A 20,091-nucleotide genomic window follows, 5' to 3' on the forward strand; every position below is an offset into this window, starting at 1 on the left:
CATTTGATGAAGTTCGTGGATGAGGGGAAGATAACCAAATGGGCGGTGCCAGACAGATTTGAGATCGTTGACGAGATACCCAAAACCAGTGTTGGAAAGATAGATAAGAAAGTGCTGAGGCAGATGTTTGGTTAAAATACTGGGTTGAGCGGCCTCTCGCCTGACAGAATTCTTTTCACCTCCTCGACAACCATCAGCGACATTCTTTTCCTCGATTCAACGGTGATCCCGGCGATATGTGGGGTGAGGATTACGTTGTCCATTTTAGACATCTCTCTGTAAAGCTCGCTTTCTGGCGGCTCTTCTTCAAAAACATCCAGTGCAGCTCCACTTATTTTACCATTGATGAGCCCCTCATATAGTGCTTTCTCATCGAGAACCCCACCCCGTGCGGCATTTATTATAACAATGCCTTTTTTCATCTTCTCGATCTCTCTTCTTCCAATTATACCCTTCGTTTCAGTTGTCAGCGGAACCTGTATGATGAGGTAGTCAACCATCAAAATTTTTCCGGGAACTTTAAGACCCTGCCGCCTATCATCGTCGGTCAACGGTTCGTATCGCACACCAAGTTCTTTTTCAATCTGCCTCCTTCTCAGTACATCGTAGTAGAGCACCTGCATGTTGAAGCATCTGCAAAGTCTGGCAACCTCGGCCCCAATCCTTCCAAGACCAAGGATGCCTGCAGATTTTCCGTAAATTTCCGTACCATCATACCTTAACCTGTAATCCCAGTTTCCCTTCTTGAATTCCTCCTGGGTTGTGTGAAGTTTCTTGGCGAGAGCCAGCATCGTGCATATTACATACTCAGCAACGGAAACTGTGTTCGTTCCGGGAGTGTATGCGACAACTATACCTCTCTTCCTTGCCGCTTCAACATCGATGTTGTCATAACCAACTCCCCATCGCACTATCCCCTTCAGCTTTTTGCCATTCTCGATTATTTTCTCCGTGATCAATGCCGGCACTCTTGCGACCAGCACGTCAGCGTCTTTCACTTCCTCTGCAAGTACCTCTTCTTCAACATCCGGGGATATCCTCACGTTTCCCAGTTTGCTGAGCTCTCTCACAATAAGCTCGTCAATGTGGCTCGTCAGCAGTATCTTCGGCATTTACACCATCTCCAGCCCAACCCGGTATTTCTCAGCCAGAAGTCCTATCTGCTTCCACGTCTCCTCATGGACAGTTATGCCCTCTTTAAGCTGTTTCTGTTCCAGTCTGTACTCCAGCTCACCGGGAATCAAAACTTCGGATACACCCTCTGCTTTTTTGCATCCTTTAATATGATTTATGAGGGAATTCATTCTGTCTAAAAATTCATCAACCCCCACGAAAGTTTCAATGTCGATGGCCATGATCGTGTTGCCGAGGTTTGGGGGTTGGGAGAGGTCGAAGATTGGATGGGGCATGTCCGGGACAATGCTGCCGCCTGTTATGACTGCTGAAAGGATTTCCACAGCAAGCCCCAGTGCGTAACCCTTTGCTTCCCCTATGGGTACAAGAGCCCCCTCCAGCGCCTCTTCTGGATCGGTGGTTGGACGGCCGTATTTGTCTATTGCCCAGTTTTCCGGTATTCTTTCACCCTTGAGTGCGGCAAGTCTTATTTTCCCAACAACACCGGAGGTTATTCCCATATCAAGGACGAAAGGAAAATCTCTTCCTGTCGGTGCTGCAACGGATATCGGGTTTGTTCCGAGCTTCGCCTCTCTGCAACCGTAGGGGGCCACGAATGGTGGGGCGTTGACGAACATTATTCCGATCATGTTTTCCTCAGCGATTTTCATTGTGTAGTATGCGAGCATCCCGAGGTAATTTGTGTTACGGGTAAGTACAGCACAGACACCGTTTTTTCTTGCCTTCTTAATTGCGATTTCTGCCGCTCTAACAGCCACGACCTGTCCCGGGCCATTGTCTCCATCAATCCATGCATACGAATGCCCTTCGGCTATGGTTTCTATTTCCGGATGCAGGTTTACAACACCACTTTCAATGCGAGGAATGTAACTCGGGAATCTCATAATTCCGTGAGAGTGAACACCTCTCAGATCGGCCTTTACCGTAGAGTCGGCAATGATGAAAGCATCCTCTTCGGAAAGTCCCAGCCTGACAAGTATTGATTTGCATATTTCTGTGAGTTTATCTGGCATTACAACCGGCATGATATTCCCTCTCAGCCCATTTTGCTTAGCTCAAACCCCGCCATTAAAGCCCTCAGGTTCTTTTCCTCTGTCCCCTTTGGAACCCTTCTCAGTACAGCCTTTTCCGCAGATTTGATATTCACGACTTCTGTACTTCCAACGAGATATCCGACCACTATCATGTTATAACTTGCCCGTAGTCCCAGTTCTTCAGCCTTGGTTGTGAACGCACTCCCAGTGAACCGCTCGCCAGTTCTCACCATGTCGGTATCAATTATAAGCACCCCACCATTCTTCAAAATTGCACTGTTCTCCTCATACGCCTGCTGCGAAAGTGCAACCAGAATGTCAGCCTCGGTAACAACGACATCGAAAATGGGATCGGTAGAAATTATCACATCGGCCACCGACGCTCCACCCCTGCTCTGGGCGGAATAGTCCTGGGTTTGAATAACGTTCAGCCCTTCAATGGCTGCGGCCTCACCGAGAACAACTCCCGCAAGAATAACACCCTGCCCACCAAAACCTGCAATTCTTATCTGCATGCTACTCACCTTTCTCAATTAGCCTGTTCAACTCCTCAACAAACTCCGGCCTGTCCACGTCCACGAACTCCCCAATGGTAATCCTGCCCTCCAGCTCTTCTAGGCTCATCTTGGCCGCCTTTTTTAACGGTACTGAAACTTTCAGAAACCACTTGAGCATTTCAGTTGCAGTTCTCAACTCATTTCTCCTACCATACTGCACCGGACATTGGGAGATAACCTCGACAAGAGCAAAGCCTTTCTTCACCATGGCCTTTTTAATTGCCTTCAGGAGAGCGAATGGATGGGCAGTTGTCCATCTTGCAACGTAGCTTGCGCCGGCCTTTGCAATCGTTTCTGAGATGTCAAGTGGATGTTCAACATTCCCGTAGGGTGTTGTCGTCGTTTTAGCACCGAAGGGTGTTGTAGGAGCAACCTGTCCTCCTGTCATTCCGTAGATAAAGTTGTTAACGAGTATGACCGTGATGTCTATGTTTCTTCTTGCAGCATGGATCAAATGATTGCCTCCGATTCCTGCCAGATCACCATCTCCGGAGATAACAACGACATACTTGTCTGGCAGACCAATCTTAATTCCCGTGGCGAATGCTACCGGCCTTCCATGGGTGGTGTGCAGTGTGTCCGATTTAAAGTAGGGGCTTGGAATCCACGCAGCGCATCCAATTCCCGAGACCATAACCAGATTTCTTGGATCAATTCCGAGCTCGTCTATGGCATTTGCGAAGACGTTCAGAACAGTTCCACCACCGCATCCGGGACACATGGTGGTTGGCAGAACTTCCTCTCTCAGATACTTCAGCATTCGGTATTTTTTCATGACATCACCCCTGATATCGCCCTGTAAACTTCGTCACTTGTTATCGGCACTCCGCCTATCTTGTTTACGCCGATAAGCTTCACATCATCGTTTGTAAACCGCTGAACTTCGAGAATAAGCTGTCCCAAATTCATTTCCGGCACCACAATCGCTTTAACATCTTTACCCAGCTCGTTAATCCTTTTTCCAGGAAACGGATGGATTGTGATGACTCTGAAAAATCCGGCTTTTATCCCCTCTTTTCTGGCCCTCAAAACGGCTCCGAGAGATGGTTTGGCACTTATCCCCCATGAAATCACAAGAATTTCTGCATCATCGGTAAACTTCTCTTCCCACTTTACAATATCCTTCTCATGCTCCCTAACCTTTTCATGAATCCTCCTAACAAGTCTGTCATGAACGGATGGGGTGAAAACGTCTCTCATTCCCGTCTCCTTGTGCGTTGAGCCCGTAACGTGTGTGAAGTATCCTTTTCCGAATATGGGCATGGGTGGGACCAATTCTCTGCCAAAAGGGTACTTGGTCTCCTCCATGTTTGTTGGCAGTTTCCTCTCAATAATACTTACCTCATCAGGGTCAGGGATTCTTATCTGTTCCCTCATGTGCCCGACAATCCCATCGGCAAGAACCATAACCGGCATCCTGAACCTCTCGCTCAGGTTGAAGGCATCAATAGTTATCCAGAAACACTCTTCAACACTCGATGGACTCAGAGCGATTGCAGGATGGTCTCCGTGTGTTCCCCATCTTGCCTGAAAGAAGTCACCTTGTGCCCCCTTCGTCGCCTGGCCCGTGCTCGGACCGCTTCTCTGAACATCTACGATGACTGCTGGAGTTTCGGTCATTATGGCGTAGCCTATATTTTCCATCATAAGGCTGAATCCAGGACCGCTTGTGGCGGTCATCGTTTTCAACCCTGTCCAGGATGCCCCGATAATTGCCGCTATACTCCCTATCTCATCCTCCATCTGGATGTAGTATCCTCCCACTTTCGGAAGCTCTCTGGACATAGTTTCGGCAATTTCCGATGCAGGGGTGATCGGATAGCCCGCATAGAATCTGCAACCCGCAAAAATTGCACCATATGCTATTGCTTCATCACCCTGCATGAAGTAGTTACCCTTAGGATACAGCCTGCGCAAAACGTTATTGCTCATGACCTCACCTCCTCGATAGACAGGGCAAAGTCAGGACACATTATCTCGCAGCGTCTGCAGATGGTGCATTTGTCCGAATTTTCGGGAACTGGGTAGTGAACGCCTCTCTCACTCAAATCCTTCGAGATCTCAAAAACTCTGGTGGGACAGACCTCGATGCATATATTGCAGCCCTTGCAGAATGCCCTGTTCACGTGGATTTCAACGTTTTTGCCCATGCTATCTCCTCCACGATCTAATCACATAATCTATAATGATCTTTTCTATGATAAATTTTTTGATCGAAATCTGCCTTCTTTTTTTCCGAAATTATTCCTCATCTCCCAGCAAATCTTTAGTGAAACTTGACGAGAAAGCGATAAATTGATAATCAGAGAGAAAGGGAAAGGAACGCTAACTAAGCCAATAGCAGAGGTCAAGAATGTAATATCTGGGATAGTAAAGCAGATATAAAACTAACAAAATTAAAGAAGCTGGGGAGACCGAAGAAAGCTATCTGGGGAATAATATGGATGCAACGCAATAGTTCTCCAAAAAGATATTCGGGAGAAATAGGCTAAAAAATAACCAAGGACAAGATCATGATGTATTAGAAATGGATGGCTGAGCGAAATGGGAGTTATGGATTACCTTTTCTAAAAAGTTTTAAATACAACTGATTTCAAACACATCGGTGAGTGTTATGCACGTGCTGTTAGTAAAGCCGATGTTTTACACTAGGTATCCTCCTATTGGCTTACTTAAAATAGCCTCCTATCACAGAAACCTAGGAGATACAGTTGAATATATTGAAGGCGAAAAAGTTCCCACAGGAAAACCAGATTTGATTTATATTACAAGCCTATTCACTTACGCATGGAAGCCTGTCTATAGGGCTGTAAAATACTACAAGGAGATATATCCAGACGTTAAAGTGATTCTTGGTGGGATATACGCTTCTCTTATGCCTGACCACGCGGCACTTTCAGGAGCTGACGAGATTTATGTAGGGTTGTTCGAAGAGGCTGAAGACCTTATGCCTGCCTACGATTTAGTTCCGGATTGGGATGGTAGTATTATTTTTGCGTCTCGTGGATGCATAAGAAGATGCCCGTTTTGTGCAGTTCCAAAGCTTGAAGGAGGGATTAGCAGGATTAGGGACACTATAAAGCCACTTGTTTATCCAAAACACACTAAAATAATACTTTGGGATAACAATATATTGGCGTCACCAAAATGGAGGGATATATTCGACGAACTGGAAGAACTCGGCAAGAAGGTAGACTTTAATCAAGGAATTGATGCTCGACTAATTACCGATGAAATTGCCGAAAAACTTGCGAGTCTAAAAACAAACATCTTGAGACTTGCTTATGATTCAAAATCGGAAAGAAAAGCTTTAAAAAAAGCTATTGAGAAATTAAATGCTGCGGGAATTAATGGACGAAAAATACTCGTTTATATTCTTTACAATTTCCGTGATGACCCACAGGACTTTTACGAAAGAGTTAGAGACGTTCTTGAATGGGGTGCTGTAGCTTATCCGATGAGATTTGAGCCGTTAGATAGCCTTGAAAAGAACAAATATGTCTCTCCAAACTGGTCTGTAGAACAACTAGAAATGGTTGCAAAAGCTCGCAGAGTTCTCGGTTATTCCGGTGCTTTGCCACCCTATAAAGCACTGGTAGAGAAATTTCGAAAAGCAGAAACATTTGAAGAGGCATTCAAGTTGAGGCCACCCTCTAAGAAACAAAAAAAGAATACAAGGAGAAAATTTAACAAGAAGTCTGCTGAAAGTAAGAGATATTATGACCTTTACAACAAAATCGTGGTGGATGATGTAGGGGGTGTAATTAGGTCATGAATAATGCGATTGTAGAAAATGAATTTTGCGAATTTTTAGTTGAAGAGGTAATAGAAAGATTAAAAGGGAGCCACCCACATTACTCCCGATTAATTCTTCTAAATCAATACCCTCATAGGTATATAATATTAGGTAGTCTCGCACCGAAAATCATTAGAGGTAGTAATGACAGTAGTGAGTTAGAAATGTTTGAGAGTGAAGAAGTTAGGAAAACAATAATATCTGACAGGGTAAAATCGATTAGTTTTCTTCTAAATTCAAACGAAGTAAACCTGAAGCTGAAGGTTAGTTTTTACGTATTCTTTAGGACTGTACCGACTTTAGAAGAGCAAGTACTATTTCTGAGAGGTTACGAAGGACCTATCAAAGATTTTATAGGAGACTTCAGAACAGAAATAACAAATCCTGAACATGAATATCAAATTGCGCAAGTATGGCAGCGGAAGCTGGTGGTAATTGAGAAGGACCTGAAATTAAATTTAAATGGCTTAATACAGGACCCACTTGTCATCTCTTTAAAAGAAGACGCTATCAGAGCTCTTAAGGAAGGAGGAGAAACTATAAAAGTACCAAAAATATCTAAAAAATCGTTTGTTGGTATCGAAGCTCTAGAGAGCAAAGAAAAGTTCGAAGAAGAAATATCACGCTACAGTACTGAAATTACCGTAGATGAGCTAGTCAATGATTTTCTTAACGTATATCTTTACATTAACTGCGAAAACTATGAGCAAAATGGACAAGTCTTTAAAAAAATCAGGATAGTTATAGTAAATAACACCATATATGACAAAAAGAGACACAAAAACATATACTTAGACCCAGCCATTTTTGACTGTAATATAACAGTGCTCCTAAGTGATGATATTTTTCCCTTTAAAGTAAGAAGTCCCTCAGGTGAAATCATAGAAATACCTGTCAGAGCGAACAACTGCAGTGCTGAGTACACTAAAAATTCAGAGTTCAGTTTAATAGAGACTCAAAACTTCCTTCGTTATGATGAGCCCAGAATTCGCCCCAGAACATCTCCCCCAGACAAACCAGATATCTTCCCAAAATTTTCCGTATTATCGGACCTTGACAATGGAGGTTTTGAAATATTGGAAGCTATATATGACAGCCTCAGAGGATACTATTTGACGTTGGCTCAAGAAAGACCAGAACTAAAAGACCATATCTATGACTTCATAAAAAAATACAATGAGGGTTTAACTCTTCTAACAAACGATACTAACGCTAAAAAAGCATTCGAATTGATGAACAAAGTCTTCGACCACTACTCAAAGGATGATTTCGACTCCTGGAGGTTGTTCCAGATAGTTTTCATAATATGCAATTTACCAGATGTAGTCACTATGAAGGACTTGGACAGCGTAGACCTCCTAAATGTGTTTACAGGGGGAGGAAAAACCGAAGCTTACTTCGGTTTATGCATGTTCGCTGCATTCTACGATAGACTCATTGGGAGAGATTTCGGGACTACAGCCATAATCAAGTTTCCTCTGCGAATGCTCTCCATCCAGCAGCTTCAGAGGTTGACGCATATTTTAATAAGTGGCAATTACATTAAAAATCATGAGAACATTGGAGGCGAGGACTTTTCGCTTGGATTTTTTGTTGGAAAGAGTGCTGAATTCCCTGGGTCGTCTCTCTTAATTATACGAAGACTTAAACCAAATACTCCGGGAAAGTTCATAGATTCCTGCCCACTCTGCAATTCCAAAGTGTATTTGACTTACGATCATCAAAGTCTCGCTATATATCACACCTGCTCAAATGACAGTTGCTTTCTTAGTAAAGGTTTGGCGATTCACTATACACAACAGGAAATCTACCGATTTATGCCAACTTTCATTGTCAGTACTGTTGATAAAATGGGTTCGATAGCCTACAACAGACGTTTTAGAGGGCTAATCGGAGGGAAGGTCAGAAGGTGCAGAAAAGGACATGGATTCTTCCCTGATGGGGATAAGTGTACAGTATCCATTATAAAAGGAAAGGAAAAGATAATGTGCAATGATCGTGGAGAAGAAGTATCCTTGCCGAACACTTTTGGACCAAGACTGATGATACAGGATGAACTTCACTTAATTCGTGAAGGTTTTGGGTCAATCGTATCTCACTTCGAGACGCTGATAGAGACAATGAAAGAAAGATTTACTGGAAGTCGTCTAAAATACCTCTGCACAACAGCCACAATTGCTGGTGCTGATAACCAAGTCTTTAACCTATATCTTAAAAAATTAAGAGTTATTCCTCCAGAATCTGGATACGACATATCCAAGTTCTTCTTTGAGTCCGTAAAGGAAGATGACAGGCAGATTGTTGGCAGATATGTCTTAGGGCTAAGACCCAATTTAAGAGACAACCAGTATGCAACTCTCTTAACACTTCGCTACATAATTCAAGTTATTCTGTCAGCCATGTTAAAACCTAGTGAAATTGCTCAGAGACTGGATATTTCTGAAGAAGATTTAAGACAACTCCTTAAAAACTACATGTCATACCTAACATATCACAACAAGAAATCTGACGTCCAATCTACAGCCTTTTATCTCAGAGACGTAGTTGAATCAAAGTTCTATTACAACCCGTCGCTGGAGATAAGGAGGTTGCTTTTAAGAAAAACTCTAACAGGAGATAATACAACCGAACAAGTTAAAGAAGTTGTGAACGAGTTGATAGATTTTGAAAAATTGAAAGAACCAAGAATCTTCGTAACTTCTGCGACCAACATTGTTTCTCACGGAGTTGACATTAAGTGGTGGAATATAATGTTGTTCCAGGGAATGCCGAGGAATACGGCAGAATATATTCAGGCATTGAGCAGAGTAGGCAGGAGTTCAAGCGGGATCGTGTTCGTATGGTATTATCCCAATAGAGTCAGAGACTTAGACTTCTACAAGAATTTCAAGATATATCATCCAGTTCTTTATAAACACGTTGAGCCAGTTCCCATTACAAGATGGTCAAAGCTGGCGTTAGACCAAACAATACCTTCCGTCTTTAGTGCGTCGATTATTAATTACTTGTCTGAGTTGAAGAAAAAACCAATTTATTCAGACTCGCATTTCATACGATATCTTATAAATGAGGAAAGTAGCGAGGAAGATGTTGACCGAAACTTTAGGACGATTCTGGATTTCATAGAAAAAGCTTACATGAGAGATTTTGAAGATTGGCAGTCGCAGGCGCTTACAATGCTTATACCAAAGAAAGTTGAAGAACTTAGGAAAAATGTCTATAACCAAGCCAGATACAGGTCAGAAAATTTCTTCCCGAGACATCTTAGATTGCTTTACGGATTGAGAGGAATTCAAGACATGATTAGCCTTGAATATGATTCAGATACAAGTGTGTTTATACGGAGGAACTCTGGGAGGTGATACACATGAACAGGATGAATCTGGATTTTTCGGCACACAGCGCACTTTTTAGGGCTATGAAGAATATGATAGTTATACACGACGATTTCGTGTTCAGAGTAAAAAGTCTTGAGAGAAGACATCCATCTAAAGATATTAACATCACAAGATTAAAGAGGGCAATTTTTAACGAAATCCAGAGACTTTTCAACTTCAGAATTCAAAGTTATAACCTCCTATATCCTCCCATAACAGATGACGAAATTGCAGGACTCAGCATTCACCAAATAGTTGTAAAGAAGGATGAGACACAAGAAGACGATGTTTATGCTGGCAGAGTTGAGTTATATCCTTTAGTTTTTATGTGTGATATATGTGGAGATTTTAGAGAGATCAGCTCTCAAGACTTGCAGTACTTCGATACGAAATGTTGCGTCCAAGGATGTAATGGGAACTATCGTCAGTTAAGCCTGCTACGCTACTGCCGAGAATGCGGTAAAGTCGAGCATTTTCGCTATTGGTGTAGGGCTGAGAATGATAGAAGCCTTTCTCAGAAGTATACTGAGCACCCGATACAGCTACTCCAACCATCCAAAGACGCTCTTTTTGGCTGGAAATTCAGGTGCAAAACATGTGGATGGGAAAAAGATATATTTGATTTCTCTTGTGACCATTTCGACCAAAAAGCCCAAAAAAAGATTTCCGATAAACCACCAACCAAATTCGACCCCCTGACAATAAGAGAAGGGGGCGTATTCCAACCAATCGTGAAAACATACGTTTCTATAGAACCTTTAGAAAACGAGAAGATTCTGGAGGAGGAAGAACTCCTTATTGCGGTTGGTTACCACCTCGGAATGTTCTCATTTTTAGAGGACATTCTGAAAAGAAGTGAGGGAGAAGCAGAAATTATGAGCTTCAAGCAGGTTAAAAATTTACTAAGTTCTCTTAGAAACCTAAAATCAGCAGGGTTAATTAGGTCTGAGCAAGAGAAAGTCTTGGACCAAATGGAGTCCGTACTGGAAAATCTCAAAACCGCAATAGGACTCATTGGAACAAGAAACCTTGATGAATTTCTTACGATTAAAGACCTGACGATGCCTAGGGGAGACCCCGATGACATTTACAGTCGCTTCGTCAAAGATTACGAAGGACATCTTGAAAGTTCAAGTCTCCCAGCTGATAAAAAGGAGGAAATAAGGAATAAATACAAGAGAATGTGTGGGAATTTTGGGATTCAAAATATCACCTATATCCCTGAAATTAAACTTGTTTCAGCATACATCGGCTACATCAAAGGGCCGTTTCCGAGAGATGGGGTACCTCATTTTGAGCCAATTTGGATAGATGAAAGAAAGAAATTTGATGTCCACGAGCGAAATTTTGAAGCGTACATACACCCTTACAACACAGAAGGCATATTAGTTGAGTTTAATCCTCTCAAAATAGTAAGTTGGCTGCGTGAAAATGGCTTCGATGAGCTACGTGCCAACAACGAAAGCGAAGCACGAAAATTGCTTGTGCTTTTACGAGAAGAGAGTGATGACGGGCCCTATAACATGATTTTCAGACTCCTACACACTTTTTCTCATGCTTTCATGATGAATGCAAGTACATACTGTGGTCTTGACACGGATTCCTTGGGTGAGATTATTTTCCCCTCCGCAACTGCCGTAATGATATACTCGACAAGCGTGATAAACATTGGCGGGCTTCAATATATGTTCGAAAACAACTTACCTGAGGTTTTAGAAGATATGCGGAATCACATTCAAGAATGTATCTACGACCCTGTATGCTCTTCAGAAGGAGGAGCTTGCTTTGCATGTATGTATCTACCAGAATACGTCTGCGGGTATCTCAATCAAACTTTGGATAGAAGGATTTTTACAGGTTCGGAAAGTTTGCGGGGGTTCTGGGAACATGGCTAAATTGACAGACTTATTAGAGATTATAGACAAAAAAACTTCGGTTGTTTGCTTAAGCTACCCCTTTTTTGATAAGTACGGGATATCTGCAGAAATTGAGTACTCAACTGTACTCTCACTGCATGACTGCTTCCAATTCCTATTTGAAGTTGCTGAAAAGAAAATAGATATTTGCTCCCCATTTATTGAAGCTAACGCCTTACTGAGGTATAAAGACATTCTGCGTGAAAAGATTGAAAATGGAGTAAGGCTCAGGATCGTGGCAAGGGTGTTAGATACCGCTGAGGACAGACCTCTTGGCAAATTGAATAGTATAGTCCAACACATTAATCCACAAAACTATCCAAACCTAAAAATCTATCAGTACCATTATACTAGCCCCCGTGGAAAACTGCTAAGTGGGATACATGCAAAATTCATAACGGTAGATGGCAAATTTTGCTATTTGGGAAGTGCGGATATTAAAAATTCTTCGTTACTAAAAAACCTTGAATTAGGAGTCCTCACATCAGACAAGGAGATCGTCAAAGTAACGGAAATGATTTTTAAGGAGCTTGTTAGAGTATCTGATGAAGTTGGATAGTGATCATGAGCGAAAATAATAATGTTTTCAAATGGTGGGAAGAGTTCAACCTTACCTTTCGTAATCCTAAAAAAAAGAGTATGGACGTGTGTATATCCAGCGGCAAAAAGCCCTTTTTATCTCCATATACTAACTTTATAATTAACACGTCAATTGAACTAATGAAAAAAGGAAAGAACGTTGTAATTGCATCTTTTAAACCGATAATTCGCCCTATGCCACTCATTGGGTACATGGCATCCAAAATATTTCGTAAAGATGTCGAGATCGTCACTTATCGGAGTTCAAAAGAACATCACAACGCTTACTGTTTATTAGCAGAAGCGAACTACGTTTTTCTTTCAGTCCCTCCTATATTGGCTAAACAAAACGAGGAAGAAGGTCTTGTTTACCATTTGCAACCTTACATGCCAAAAGTGGGACGTAGCAGAAAATTGGATTTACTACAGGACGCTACTAAATCCTTAGGCACTTCAAACAAAGTACTGTTCTCAGAAAACTATTTAGTATTGTCGCAAGGAGAAGTTGAGATAAACGTTAAAAACGAAAAAGTGTTAGCAAGGTTAGAACCCAGAGTCTTCTTAATTGAAAATGGAAAGTTTTACTTAAAACATTCAAAATACTTCATGAAGTTTGCCGAAAACGTTGATGGTACCTTCCTGATTTACATACAATCATCACTCAATGATGTTGTTTTAGAGTTTGCCAAAAGCCTCGACGCTGAAATTATTTATTTACCACAGTCTTTTTTGTCACTTACTAAACATCATGCATACGATAAGTACAAAACAAAAATCTCCAGTAACAAATTCTTATTCACTGCTGGATTTCCATTCTCAGAAGATGGATGGTTTTTAAAAGATGCCCAAGCTTTGCTTGATATGTTGAATTTCGACCACGAATATGATTACTTCTACCCCAAGATTGAAATTGTGGGTATAAAAGGGTTCGAAAACTTAAAAGTACACCTTCAAAATATCCTAAAACAACTTTATGGGTTATTTCAGGCTCAGGTAAACATAAAGTATCTTATAGGAGACGTTTACAAAACCTCTACAAAAGCAATAAGGAGATTCCTACCTCCTGACTTAATATCCAAGTACAACCCTCGCACTGGATACCCTGAAATTGAGTACGAATACTACTTAAAACAGATTGAACGTGCCCTTAACCGTATATCAGATGGCCGATTCTATGCTAAACTTCATGATGTTCGTTATAGCTTTTCAGCGATCTGCAACACCCTTAAACAAGTCAGTAGACCCTATAGTAAAGATAGTTTCCCAGATAGTAAATTGATGACTTTGCTAAAACTATTAAAACAAAGGGAGCCTGGAAAAAGATACTATATTTGCTGCACCAATGACCCAGTTAGCACTGTTGAAAGAATAGTCAAAAATTATCTGGGTGATACGAACACCCGCAATGGGGTAATAGTCCTTAATCCAAATAGTCTTGCAGACCTCCTGAGTAAGAATGAAATAAAACCCAATTCGGTTTTAGTAGTCTCAGACCCAACAAGTGTATTTAAGTTACTACCTGCCCCATTTGATAAAGTGTTCGTCTTGGCTTACGAAGGCGTTGAAAATTATGAAGAACTTGAAAACTGGGAAATAAAAAAAATATATGATACAAAGTTGGCTATCGATTTGATTTACAGCTTGCATAGACAGCTCGGAATAGAACCTCCAAAGTTATTCTCGAAACTTCTAAAAGAGTTAGTCGGAAAACGTGAAGAAGAATATCTCAAGGAAATATCAAGAATGAAAAAAGTTCTACCTAAAGTTAGAGATGAACACCGCACTCCGTCTTACTATCAGAAAAGTGAAAGAAGTGTCCGAACTTGCAGAGTATTGTTAGAACCCTTAAAAGGAGGCATGTGTCGTGAATTGGAGGGTACACTCAACAAACGCATCCTGAGAATCGAGGAATCTACAGGTTTCGAAGTTGTTACATTATCAGAACTTAAAGATGAAGACGTGGTTTGTTTAATAGACGATGATGATAGGAAAGACTTGGTTGATTTCCTCTCTGAATTCGTCATGGAACAAGTTGATACCGAGTTTGTGAAATACTGGTATACCAAACTTGTAGAATTCCTTGCTGAGAACCAGATGACCTATTCTGAATTCTACAAAATATACAAGAGCACTAAAAAGAAGAATGTTAGAACATTTCCGGCAGTGAGACAATGGCTGCTGGGTAAAACTCTGGCTCCAGACGATAAAGATGACCTGAAGGTGCTTGGAGAAATTATGGATGATGACTTTCTGCTTGAAAATTACGCGAGGATTTATGAAGAGGCAAACAAAATCAGAAAGGTGCATAGAATCGTTGGCAGGAAAATATACAACATTGTCAGAGGTATTATTACTTCAGACTTTTCAAGTATAACGAGCTTTGATGATGAATTGATAGCTTCCAGAGTTAGATTATACAGAGTAGTCTCAGTCGATACAGGAAATTCTACACCTTAACTCCTAAAATTGACGGACTCAAAAAGCTTTCTTCTAACTTTTTACTATACTTTACTTTGCATCAGAAAGTAGGAGGTAGTTAGATTTTTATAAGGGCTGAAAGTGGACAAATAGTACAATCCAAGTCTATAAAATTCGACTCCTGGTGGAAAGTCATGGTAGGGCATAGAACTGGAAGAAGGAGTGCCGAGGGGGGGATTCGAACCCCCGACCTCCTGATTATGAGTCAGGCGCCCCAACCAGCTAGGCTACCTCGGCTCAGTTAAAGTTGCCTGCATTGAATTAAAACACTTTCGCTTAAGTTTTTAATCCCCGGATTGACATTCAAGAATGGAACTGCTCAGGGACATCAGTGAGGAATTGAAAAGTTCGTACATCGATTATGCGATGAGCGTGATAGTTGGCAGAGCCCTTCCTGATGTTAGAGATGGTCTGAAGCCGGTACAGAGGAGAATTCTGTATGCGATGTACGAGATGGGATTGCTGAGTAACAGACCATACAGAAAATCCGCAAGAATAGTAGGAGAGGTTCTGGGTAAGTATCATCCTCATGGTGATACTGCAGTCTATGATGCCCTCGTCAGACTGGCTCAGGATTTCTCAATGCGCTACCCGCTGATTGATGGTCAGGGTAATTTTGGTAGCATAGACGGCGATTCGCCTGCGGCCATGAGGTACACCGAGGCAAGGCTGGCAAAGATTGCCGAGGAGATGCTGGCAGACATTGAAAGGAATACAGTTGACTTCATGCCGAACTTTGACTCCACCCTGCAGGAACCGGAGGTTCTTCCGGCGAAAATTCCCAATCTACTAATAAACGGCTCAAGCGGCATAGCTGTCGGCATGGCTACAAACATACCACCCCACAACCTTTCGGAGGTGTGCGATGCGGTTGTTGCGTTTATCAGAAATCCGGAGATTTCGGTTGACGGGCTGATGAGATACATTACTGCTCCTGACTTTCCGACTGGAGGAATAATCGTGGGCAGAGAGGGCATAGCTGAAGCATACAGAACCGGAAAGGGTAAGATAATCGTGAGAGGCAGGGTTGATGTTGAGGGAAACAGTCTGATCGTCAGAGAAGTGCCTTACATGGTCAACAAGGCAAAGCTTGTGGAGAGCATCGCCGAACTGGCGAAAGACAGAATCGACGAAATACGGACGATCAGGGATGAATCTGACAGAGAGGGTATAAGAGTTGTCATCGAGTTAAAGAGCGGTTCAAACCCGGAGCTTGTTTTGAAGAAACTGTATGCATATTCCAATCTTCAGACAACCTTCGGAGTAATCTTGCTGGCTCTCGTTGATAAGGAGCCAAGAATTCTTAACCTCAGAGAGATCATAGCACTTTACGTTGACCACAGAAGGAACGTCGTCAGAAGGAGAGTTACCTTTGACCTCGAAAAAGCCAGAGAAAGACTGCACATCGTAGAGGGTTTGAAGGTTGTGGTTGAGGACATAGATAATGCTGTAGGTCTTATCAGGTCTTCACCCTCACCGTCTGAAGCCAAGAAGAGGCTGATGGAGAGGTACTCTCTCTCATCGAAGCAGGCTGATGCCGTTTTGCAGATGAGATTGCAGAAGCTCACTGCCATTGAAATCGACGCTTTGATGGCTGAGTATGAGGAGCTGAAGTCGAAGATTGCGGAATATGAGTCGATTCTGGCGGATCCGAAAAAAATTGACGATATAATCGTCAGAGAGGTGCTGGAGATAAAGGAAAAGTACGGGGACGAAAGAAGAACGGAGATAGCCATTCAGCAAGATGAAATTGCAGCGGAGGATTTAATAGAAGAGGAGGAGAACATCGTGCTGATAACCTCGGAGGGATTTGCGAAGAGAATGTCGCTCGAAGAATTTCGGCTGCAGGCGAGAGGGGGCGTGGGGGTAATAGGCACTGCACTGGGCAGAGAAGATAGCATTTCGGTTTTCAGAATTTGCAAATCAACCGATCATCTGCTGCTCTTTACAAACACGGGCAGGGTGTTCTGGATCAATGCTTACGAAATCCCCAAGATGGACAGAACTTCGAGAGGAACGAGTCTGAGAAAGTTCATAAGGCTTGAAAACGGTGAGAGAGTGGTTTCTGCAATAGGGGTGGACAGTTTTGATGAGAAATCTGTAGCGATACTCTCTTCGGACGGGTACATAAAGAGGGTTTCGGTGTCTGAATTTGAGAACGCCAAGAGGGCAGGAATAAGGGCATCAAGCGGTGATATAGCATTTGCCGAGCTTGTAGAGGATGAAAGTGTCGTTATAGCGACATCAAATGGAAATGTTGTAAGGCTAAAAGCCTCGGCGATACCGGAGTACGGAAGAAATGCCAAGGGGGTTATAGCTGTAAGACTTCGTGAAGGTGACAGTGTATCGTCTATGAGCACATCAAAGGGGGAATATCTTCTGATTCTCACCGAGAAAGGCTACGGAAAGAGGTGTCACATCGACGAGTTCAGGTTCATAGGTAGAGGTTCGATGGGCATGATAGGTTACAGGGTTTCGGGCAAAACCGGAAAAGTCGTATTTGCAGAGCTCTGCAGTGGTGGAGAGGCCTTTATAATAAGTCCTGACGGCTACTGTATAAGGGTAGATATATCCACGATTCCGGTCCAGGGCAGGTACTCCTCCGGGGTGGTTGTGGCAAGAAAAGGTGTGGCTGCGGTGGCTCTCAAAAAATTATATAAAAATGCTTTTTAAATCCCAGAGCAATCTCGGGTGCGCCTTGATCAGCTCGGTTACAATCGCCCTTATACTCATTTCACTTAAATTTTTACCGGATATGCTTGCTGCCAGCTTGTTGATGGTGGCATCATCCATTTCGAGGAATTTTAGCTGGAGCTTTTTGTTTCTTTTCAGCTTCTTTCCGAAATCATCTTTCCAAAGTTCATCGTACTTCCTGAGAAATCCAGCAGAGAAATCGCCCTTTTTAACTGCCTCTGCAGCCACTTTACCCGCATAGTAACCGCCTGCCAGGGCATTTGCTATACCTCCTCCAGTTATCGGGTCAGCGTGGAAGGCAGCATCCCCAACAAGCATGATATTGTCACTAACGGCAGTTTCAATCTCTCCATATACGGGAACAGCACCGGCAACAACCTCAACAACCTTGCCCTCGATACCTTCCCTCTCAATGAATGCATCAAGATACTCTCTCGCCGTTTTTTCTGCCATTTTTGGTAAAACACCTATCCCCACATTTGCCGAGCTGTTTCCCTTCGGAAATATCCAGGCGTAACCTCCCGGAGCAACCTCTCGGCCGAGGTAGAAGTAGGTGTAGCTCTGGTCAATGTCCAGACCTGTCATGAGGTACTGGACACAGCTTTCGATGTCATTCATCTTGAGTGTTTTGATTATTCCGGCCTTTCTTCCTATCTTGCTCTCCACACCATCTGCACCAATCAAAATCCTTGCTTCCACATCCCATTCTTCGCCCATTCTTCTCAGCTTTACCCTTACAAACCCGTTTCTTCTTTCAAAATCAGTGCAGGCTGTTTTTACATAAACCTCAGCCCCGGCCTTTGCGGCCTCCCTGGCAATGAATCTGTCAAATATTTTCCTCTCAAGAACGTATCCAACCTCGTTACCTGCCATCTCCTCGGACATCACGACCTCGGTCTTATCCGGGGCGTAAATTTTGGCTCCCGTAACCTCGGCTGCGATCCATTTCTTGTCAACCTCAAAAAATCGTTCAACGTTCTCCCTGCTTATCCCCTCGGCACATCTCACCGGAGTTCCGATCTCCTGTCTTTTCTCCACGAGAAGAACCTTAAGCCCGTTTTCTGCGGCGGTCTTTGCGGCCATGCTTCCAGCAGGTCCGGCACCAACAACCACAACGTCGTACATCAGTTCACCTCCACCAGTACAAGTGCACCCATTGGGCAGGTTCTGACGCAGATTCCGCAACCGTTACACCTGTCATCGTAAATTTCGAGATAGGTCTCGACAAGTTCGTTCGCATCAACAGGGCAAACAGCAACGCAGGCACCACAGTAAGCGCATTTCCTCCTGTTAACAGTTGCCTTTCTTGCCATGAAGAAAAAAGGAAAATGTAAAATATATTTGCTTTTCGTTCAGGTTTCCTCCTTCAACTCCCTGACAGAAATCGTCTCAACAGGGCAGTTAACAACACAAAGTCCGCATGCTGTGCAGTATTCGCTCACCCTACCTTCAGCTTTACCCTCAACTATCTCAATTGTCTTTCCATTCTTACTGACAGGACAAATGCTCTCGCAGATACCGCACCCTATACAGATTTCCCCGATTCTGATTTCTTTCTTCCTTTTCTCTCTTATCCTGCGAAATTCAACTTCTATCTCTTCCTTCAATCTTCTCTCAATCTCTATTGCGCTTCCGGGACAGTATCTCTCGCACGTTCCGCAGAAATTACATCTATCGCTGAAAATAACAGCCTTACCATCTTCGTAGCTGTAGGAGATTGCGTTGTTGGGACAGATATCTCTGCAGACCGTGCAGTCTTCATAGCATCTCTCTTTCTCCCACCTCTGCTCTCCTTCAAAAATTCTGTCAACCCTGATCGCTCCGGTGGGGCAGACTTCTTCACACATCCCGCAGGTTGAACACGAGTGTTCGTCCACCATCACTGCCCCGCTGACAGCGTAAATTCTCTGGTCGAAAATCCTGCACGAATCGCAACGGACAGATATAACACCCATCGGGCAGATTTTCGAGCAAATTTCGCAGTAAATGCATTTATCTTCATCTATAACGGGTTTTCCGTGATATATTTTTATTGCTTTGGTGGGGCAGTTCTCAACACAAAGTCTGCATTCAATACAACCATCTTCTATGCTGATTTCACCACTCCTCAGCTTTTTCAAATCAACAGACCTGACAACTTTAATCGCATCTCTCGGGCAGTTTTTCATGCATAGAGCACACAATATACAATCATCATTATTTACGGTTACTTTATTAAATCCTATTTCTTCTTTTAAAATTTCAGTATATAATCCTCCTTCTTTCCCATTTCTGGAAAATCTCAAAGCCCCAAACTGGCAGAAGTCACTGCATGTACCACAAACTGCGCAATTATTACCGATTTCGACCTCGAAACCCTTTCCGTTTCTGTAAACGGCTATGGCTGCTTTGGGGCAGACAGACTCGCACATTCCGCATCCAACACACTTTTCGGGCACAAAGTACAGATAGTTGCCCCTCTCTTCATCGCTTGCCAACTCTATGATGGTATCACCTCCCTTTTTCCAACTGCGGAATCTGCTGCTT

16 protein-coding genes and 1 tRNA gene are annotated in these 20,091 nt (G+C 42.8%); 7 read left to right on the forward strand and 10 right to left on the reverse strand.

Annotated features, from left to right (window positions below):
- Positions 1–135: AMP-binding enzyme (locus tag JFQ59_RS12775; protein WP_407928333.1), on the forward strand; the 135-nt coding region annotated here is incomplete at its 5' end.
- Here JFQ59_RS12775 and JFQ59_RS04395 read toward each other — a convergent pair.
- From JFQ59_RS04395 to JFQ59_RS04420, 6 genes are read right to left on the reverse strand one after another with little or no spacing between them, the layout of a single operon-like run.
- Positions 132–1,112, reverse strand: a complete 981-nt coding sequence (locus JFQ59_RS04395) for a hydroxyacid dehydrogenase (protein WP_202319206.1) — start codon at positions 1,110–1,112, stop codon at positions 132–134. The genes JFQ59_RS12775 and JFQ59_RS04395 overlap by 4 nt on opposite strands.
- Positions 1,113–2,159: an Ldh family oxidoreductase gene (locus JFQ59_RS04400; RefSeq protein WP_202319207.1), complete on the reverse strand. Its 1,047-nt coding sequence runs from the start codon at positions 2,157–2,159 to the stop codon at positions 1,113–1,115.
- Between the two features lie 11 nt (positions 2,160–2,170).
- Positions 2,171–2,683, reverse strand: a complete 513-nt coding sequence (locus tag JFQ59_RS04405) for a 2-oxoacid:acceptor oxidoreductase family protein (RefSeq protein ID WP_202319208.1) — start codon at positions 2,681–2,683, stop codon at positions 2,171–2,173.
- 1 nt (position 2,684) lies between these two features.
- Positions 2,685–3,500 carry a 2-oxoacid:ferredoxin oxidoreductase subunit beta gene (locus JFQ59_RS04410; RefSeq protein ID WP_230972302.1) on the reverse strand — a complete coding sequence of 272 codons (816 nt, stop codon included), beginning with the start codon at positions 3,498–3,500 and terminating at the stop codon, positions 2,685–2,687.
- Positions 3,497–4,657: a 2-oxoacid:acceptor oxidoreductase subunit alpha gene (locus JFQ59_RS04415; RefSeq protein ID WP_202319209.1), complete on the reverse strand. Its 1,161-nt coding sequence runs from the start codon at positions 4,655–4,657 to the stop codon at positions 3,497–3,499. Before JFQ59_RS04415 ends, JFQ59_RS04410 begins: the two co-directional genes overlap by 4 nt.
- Entirely contained in the window at positions 4,654–4,875 is a 222-nt protein-coding gene (locus tag JFQ59_RS04420) for a 4Fe-4S dicluster domain-containing protein (RefSeq protein WP_202319210.1), read from the reverse strand. Before JFQ59_RS04420 ends, JFQ59_RS04415 begins: the two co-directional genes overlap by 4 nt.
- 464 nt (positions 4,876–5,339) lie before the next feature.
- On the opposite strand from JFQ59_RS04420, the gene JFQ59_RS04425 reads away from it, so the two are divergent.
- The 5 genes from JFQ59_RS04425 to JFQ59_RS04445 all read left to right on the forward strand — a co-directional run bounded on the left by JFQ59_RS04425 (position 5,340) and on the right by JFQ59_RS04445 (position 14,850).
- On the forward strand, positions 5,340–6,500 hold the full coding sequence (locus tag JFQ59_RS04425; RefSeq protein WP_230972316.1) for a B12-binding domain-containing radical SAM protein: 1,161 nt from the start codon (positions 5,340–5,342) through the stop codon (positions 6,498–6,500).
- A complete protein-coding gene (locus JFQ59_RS04430; RefSeq protein ID WP_202319212.1) occupies positions 6,497–9,883 on the forward strand; it encodes a helicase-related protein in 3,387 nt (1,128 codons plus the stop codon). Before JFQ59_RS04425 ends, JFQ59_RS04430 begins: the two co-directional genes overlap by 4 nt.
- 5 nt (positions 9,884–9,888) lie before the next feature.
- Positions 9,889–11,793 (forward strand): DUF1998 domain-containing protein, encoded by a 1,905-nt coding sequence (locus JFQ59_RS04435; RefSeq protein ID WP_202319213.1) that lies wholly within the window; start codon positions 9,889–9,891, stop codon positions 11,791–11,793.
- Positions 11,786–12,373, forward strand: a complete 588-nt coding sequence (locus JFQ59_RS04440; protein ID WP_202319214.1) for a phospholipase D family protein — start codon at positions 11,786–11,788, stop codon at positions 12,371–12,373. Before JFQ59_RS04435 ends, JFQ59_RS04440 begins: the two co-directional genes overlap by 8 nt.
- A 161-nt stretch (positions 12,374–12,534) precedes the next feature.
- Positions 12,535–14,850, forward strand: coding sequence for a DISARM anti-phage system protein DrmE domain-containing protein (locus JFQ59_RS04445; protein ID WP_202319215.1), 2,316 nt, complete (start codon positions 12,535–12,537; stop codon positions 14,848–14,850).
- Between the two features lie 184 nt (positions 14,851–15,034).
- On the opposite strand, the gene JFQ59_RS04450 is transcribed toward JFQ59_RS04445, so the two are convergent.
- Positions 15,035–15,108 (reverse strand) — tRNA-Met (locus JFQ59_RS04450).
- A 72-nt stretch (positions 15,109–15,180) separates the two neighbouring features.
- Between JFQ59_RS04450 and gyrA the strand changes: the two genes are divergently transcribed.
- Complete coding sequence (gene gyrA / locus JFQ59_RS04455; RefSeq protein WP_202319216.1) at positions 15,181–17,544, forward strand: DNA gyrase subunit A; 2,364 nt, start codon at positions 15,181–15,183, stop codon at positions 17,542–17,544.
- Here gyrA and JFQ59_RS04460 read toward each other — a convergent pair.
- The 3 genes from JFQ59_RS04460 to JFQ59_RS04470 are packed head-to-tail and all read right to left on the reverse strand — an operon-like array spanning position 17,524 to position 20,042.
- Positions 17,524–18,690: a digeranylgeranylglycerophospholipid reductase gene (locus tag JFQ59_RS04460; protein ID WP_202319217.1), complete on the reverse strand. Its 1,167-nt coding sequence runs from the start codon at positions 18,688–18,690 to the stop codon at positions 17,524–17,526. The genes gyrA and JFQ59_RS04460 overlap by 21 nt on opposite strands.
- A complete protein-coding gene (locus tag JFQ59_RS04465; protein ID WP_202319218.1) occupies positions 18,690–18,878 on the reverse strand; it encodes a DUF362 domain-containing protein in 189 nt (62 codons plus the stop codon). Before JFQ59_RS04465 ends, JFQ59_RS04460 begins: the two co-directional genes overlap by 1 nt.
- A 39-nt stretch (positions 18,879–18,917) precedes the next feature.
- The gene (locus JFQ59_RS04470; protein ID WP_202319219.1) at positions 18,918–20,042 is read right to left on the reverse strand and encodes a 4Fe-4S binding protein; all 1,125 of its coding nucleotides are present in this window, start codon (positions 20,040–20,042) and stop codon (positions 18,918–18,920) included.
- Between the last annotated feature and the right edge of the window lie 49 nt (positions 20,043–20,091).

The sequence above is a fragment of the Archaeoglobus neptunius genome, assembly GCF_016757965.1.
GTDB classification, from domain to species: domain Archaea; phylum Halobacteriota; class Archaeoglobi; order Archaeoglobales; family Archaeoglobaceae; genus Archaeoglobus; species Archaeoglobus neptunius.

Coding starts and splice junctions, on each gene's coding strand:
- JFQ59_RS04415 (WP_202319209.1), bottom strand. CDS start 4,657: ATGAGCAATAACGTTTTGCGCAGGCTGTATCCTAAGGGTAACTACTTC.
- JFQ59_RS04400 (WP_202319207.1), bottom strand. CDS start 2,159: ATGCCGGTTGTAATGCCAGATAAACTCACAGAAATATGCAAATCAATA.
- JFQ59_RS04420 (WP_202319210.1), bottom strand. CDS start 4,875: ATGGGCAAAAACGTTGAAATCCACGTGAACAGGGCATTCTGCAAGGGC.
- JFQ59_RS04405 (WP_202319208.1), bottom strand. CDS start 2,683: ATGCAGATAAGAATTGCAGGTTTTGGTGGGCAGGGTGTTATTCTTGCG.
- JFQ59_RS04445 (WP_202319215.1), top strand. CDS start 12,535: ATGAAAAAAGGAAAGAACGTTGTAATTGCATCTTTTAAACCGATAATT.
- JFQ59_RS04435 (WP_202319213.1), top strand. CDS start 9,889: ATGAACAGGATGAATCTGGATTTTTCGGCACACAGCGCACTTTTTAGG.
- gyrA (WP_202319216.1), top strand. CDS start 15,181: ATGGAACTGCTCAGGGACATCAGTGAGGAATTGAAAAGTTCGTACATC.
- JFQ59_RS04440 (WP_202319214.1), top strand. CDS start 11,786: ATGGCTAAATTGACAGACTTATTAGAGATTATAGACAAAAAAACTTCG.
- JFQ59_RS04395 (WP_202319206.1), bottom strand. CDS start 1,112: ATGCCGAAGATACTGCTGACGAGCCACATTGACGAGCTTATTGTGAGA.
- JFQ59_RS04460 (WP_202319217.1), bottom strand. CDS start 18,690: ATGTACGACGTTGTGGTTGTTGGTGCCGGACCTGCTGGAAGCATGGCC.
- JFQ59_RS04425 (WP_230972316.1), top strand. CDS start 5,340: ATGCACGTGCTGTTAGTAAAGCCGATGTTTTACACTAGGTATCCTCCT.
- JFQ59_RS04430 (WP_202319212.1), top strand. CDS start 6,497: ATGAATAATGCGATTGTAGAAAATGAATTTTGCGAATTTTTAGTTGAA.
- JFQ59_RS04410 (WP_230972302.1), bottom strand. CDS start 3,500: ATGAAAAAATACCGAATGCTGAAGTATCTGAGAGAGGAAGTTCTGCCA.
- JFQ59_RS04465 (WP_202319218.1), bottom strand. CDS start 18,878: ATGGCAAGAAAGGCAACTGTTAACAGGAGGAAATGCGCTTACTGTGGT.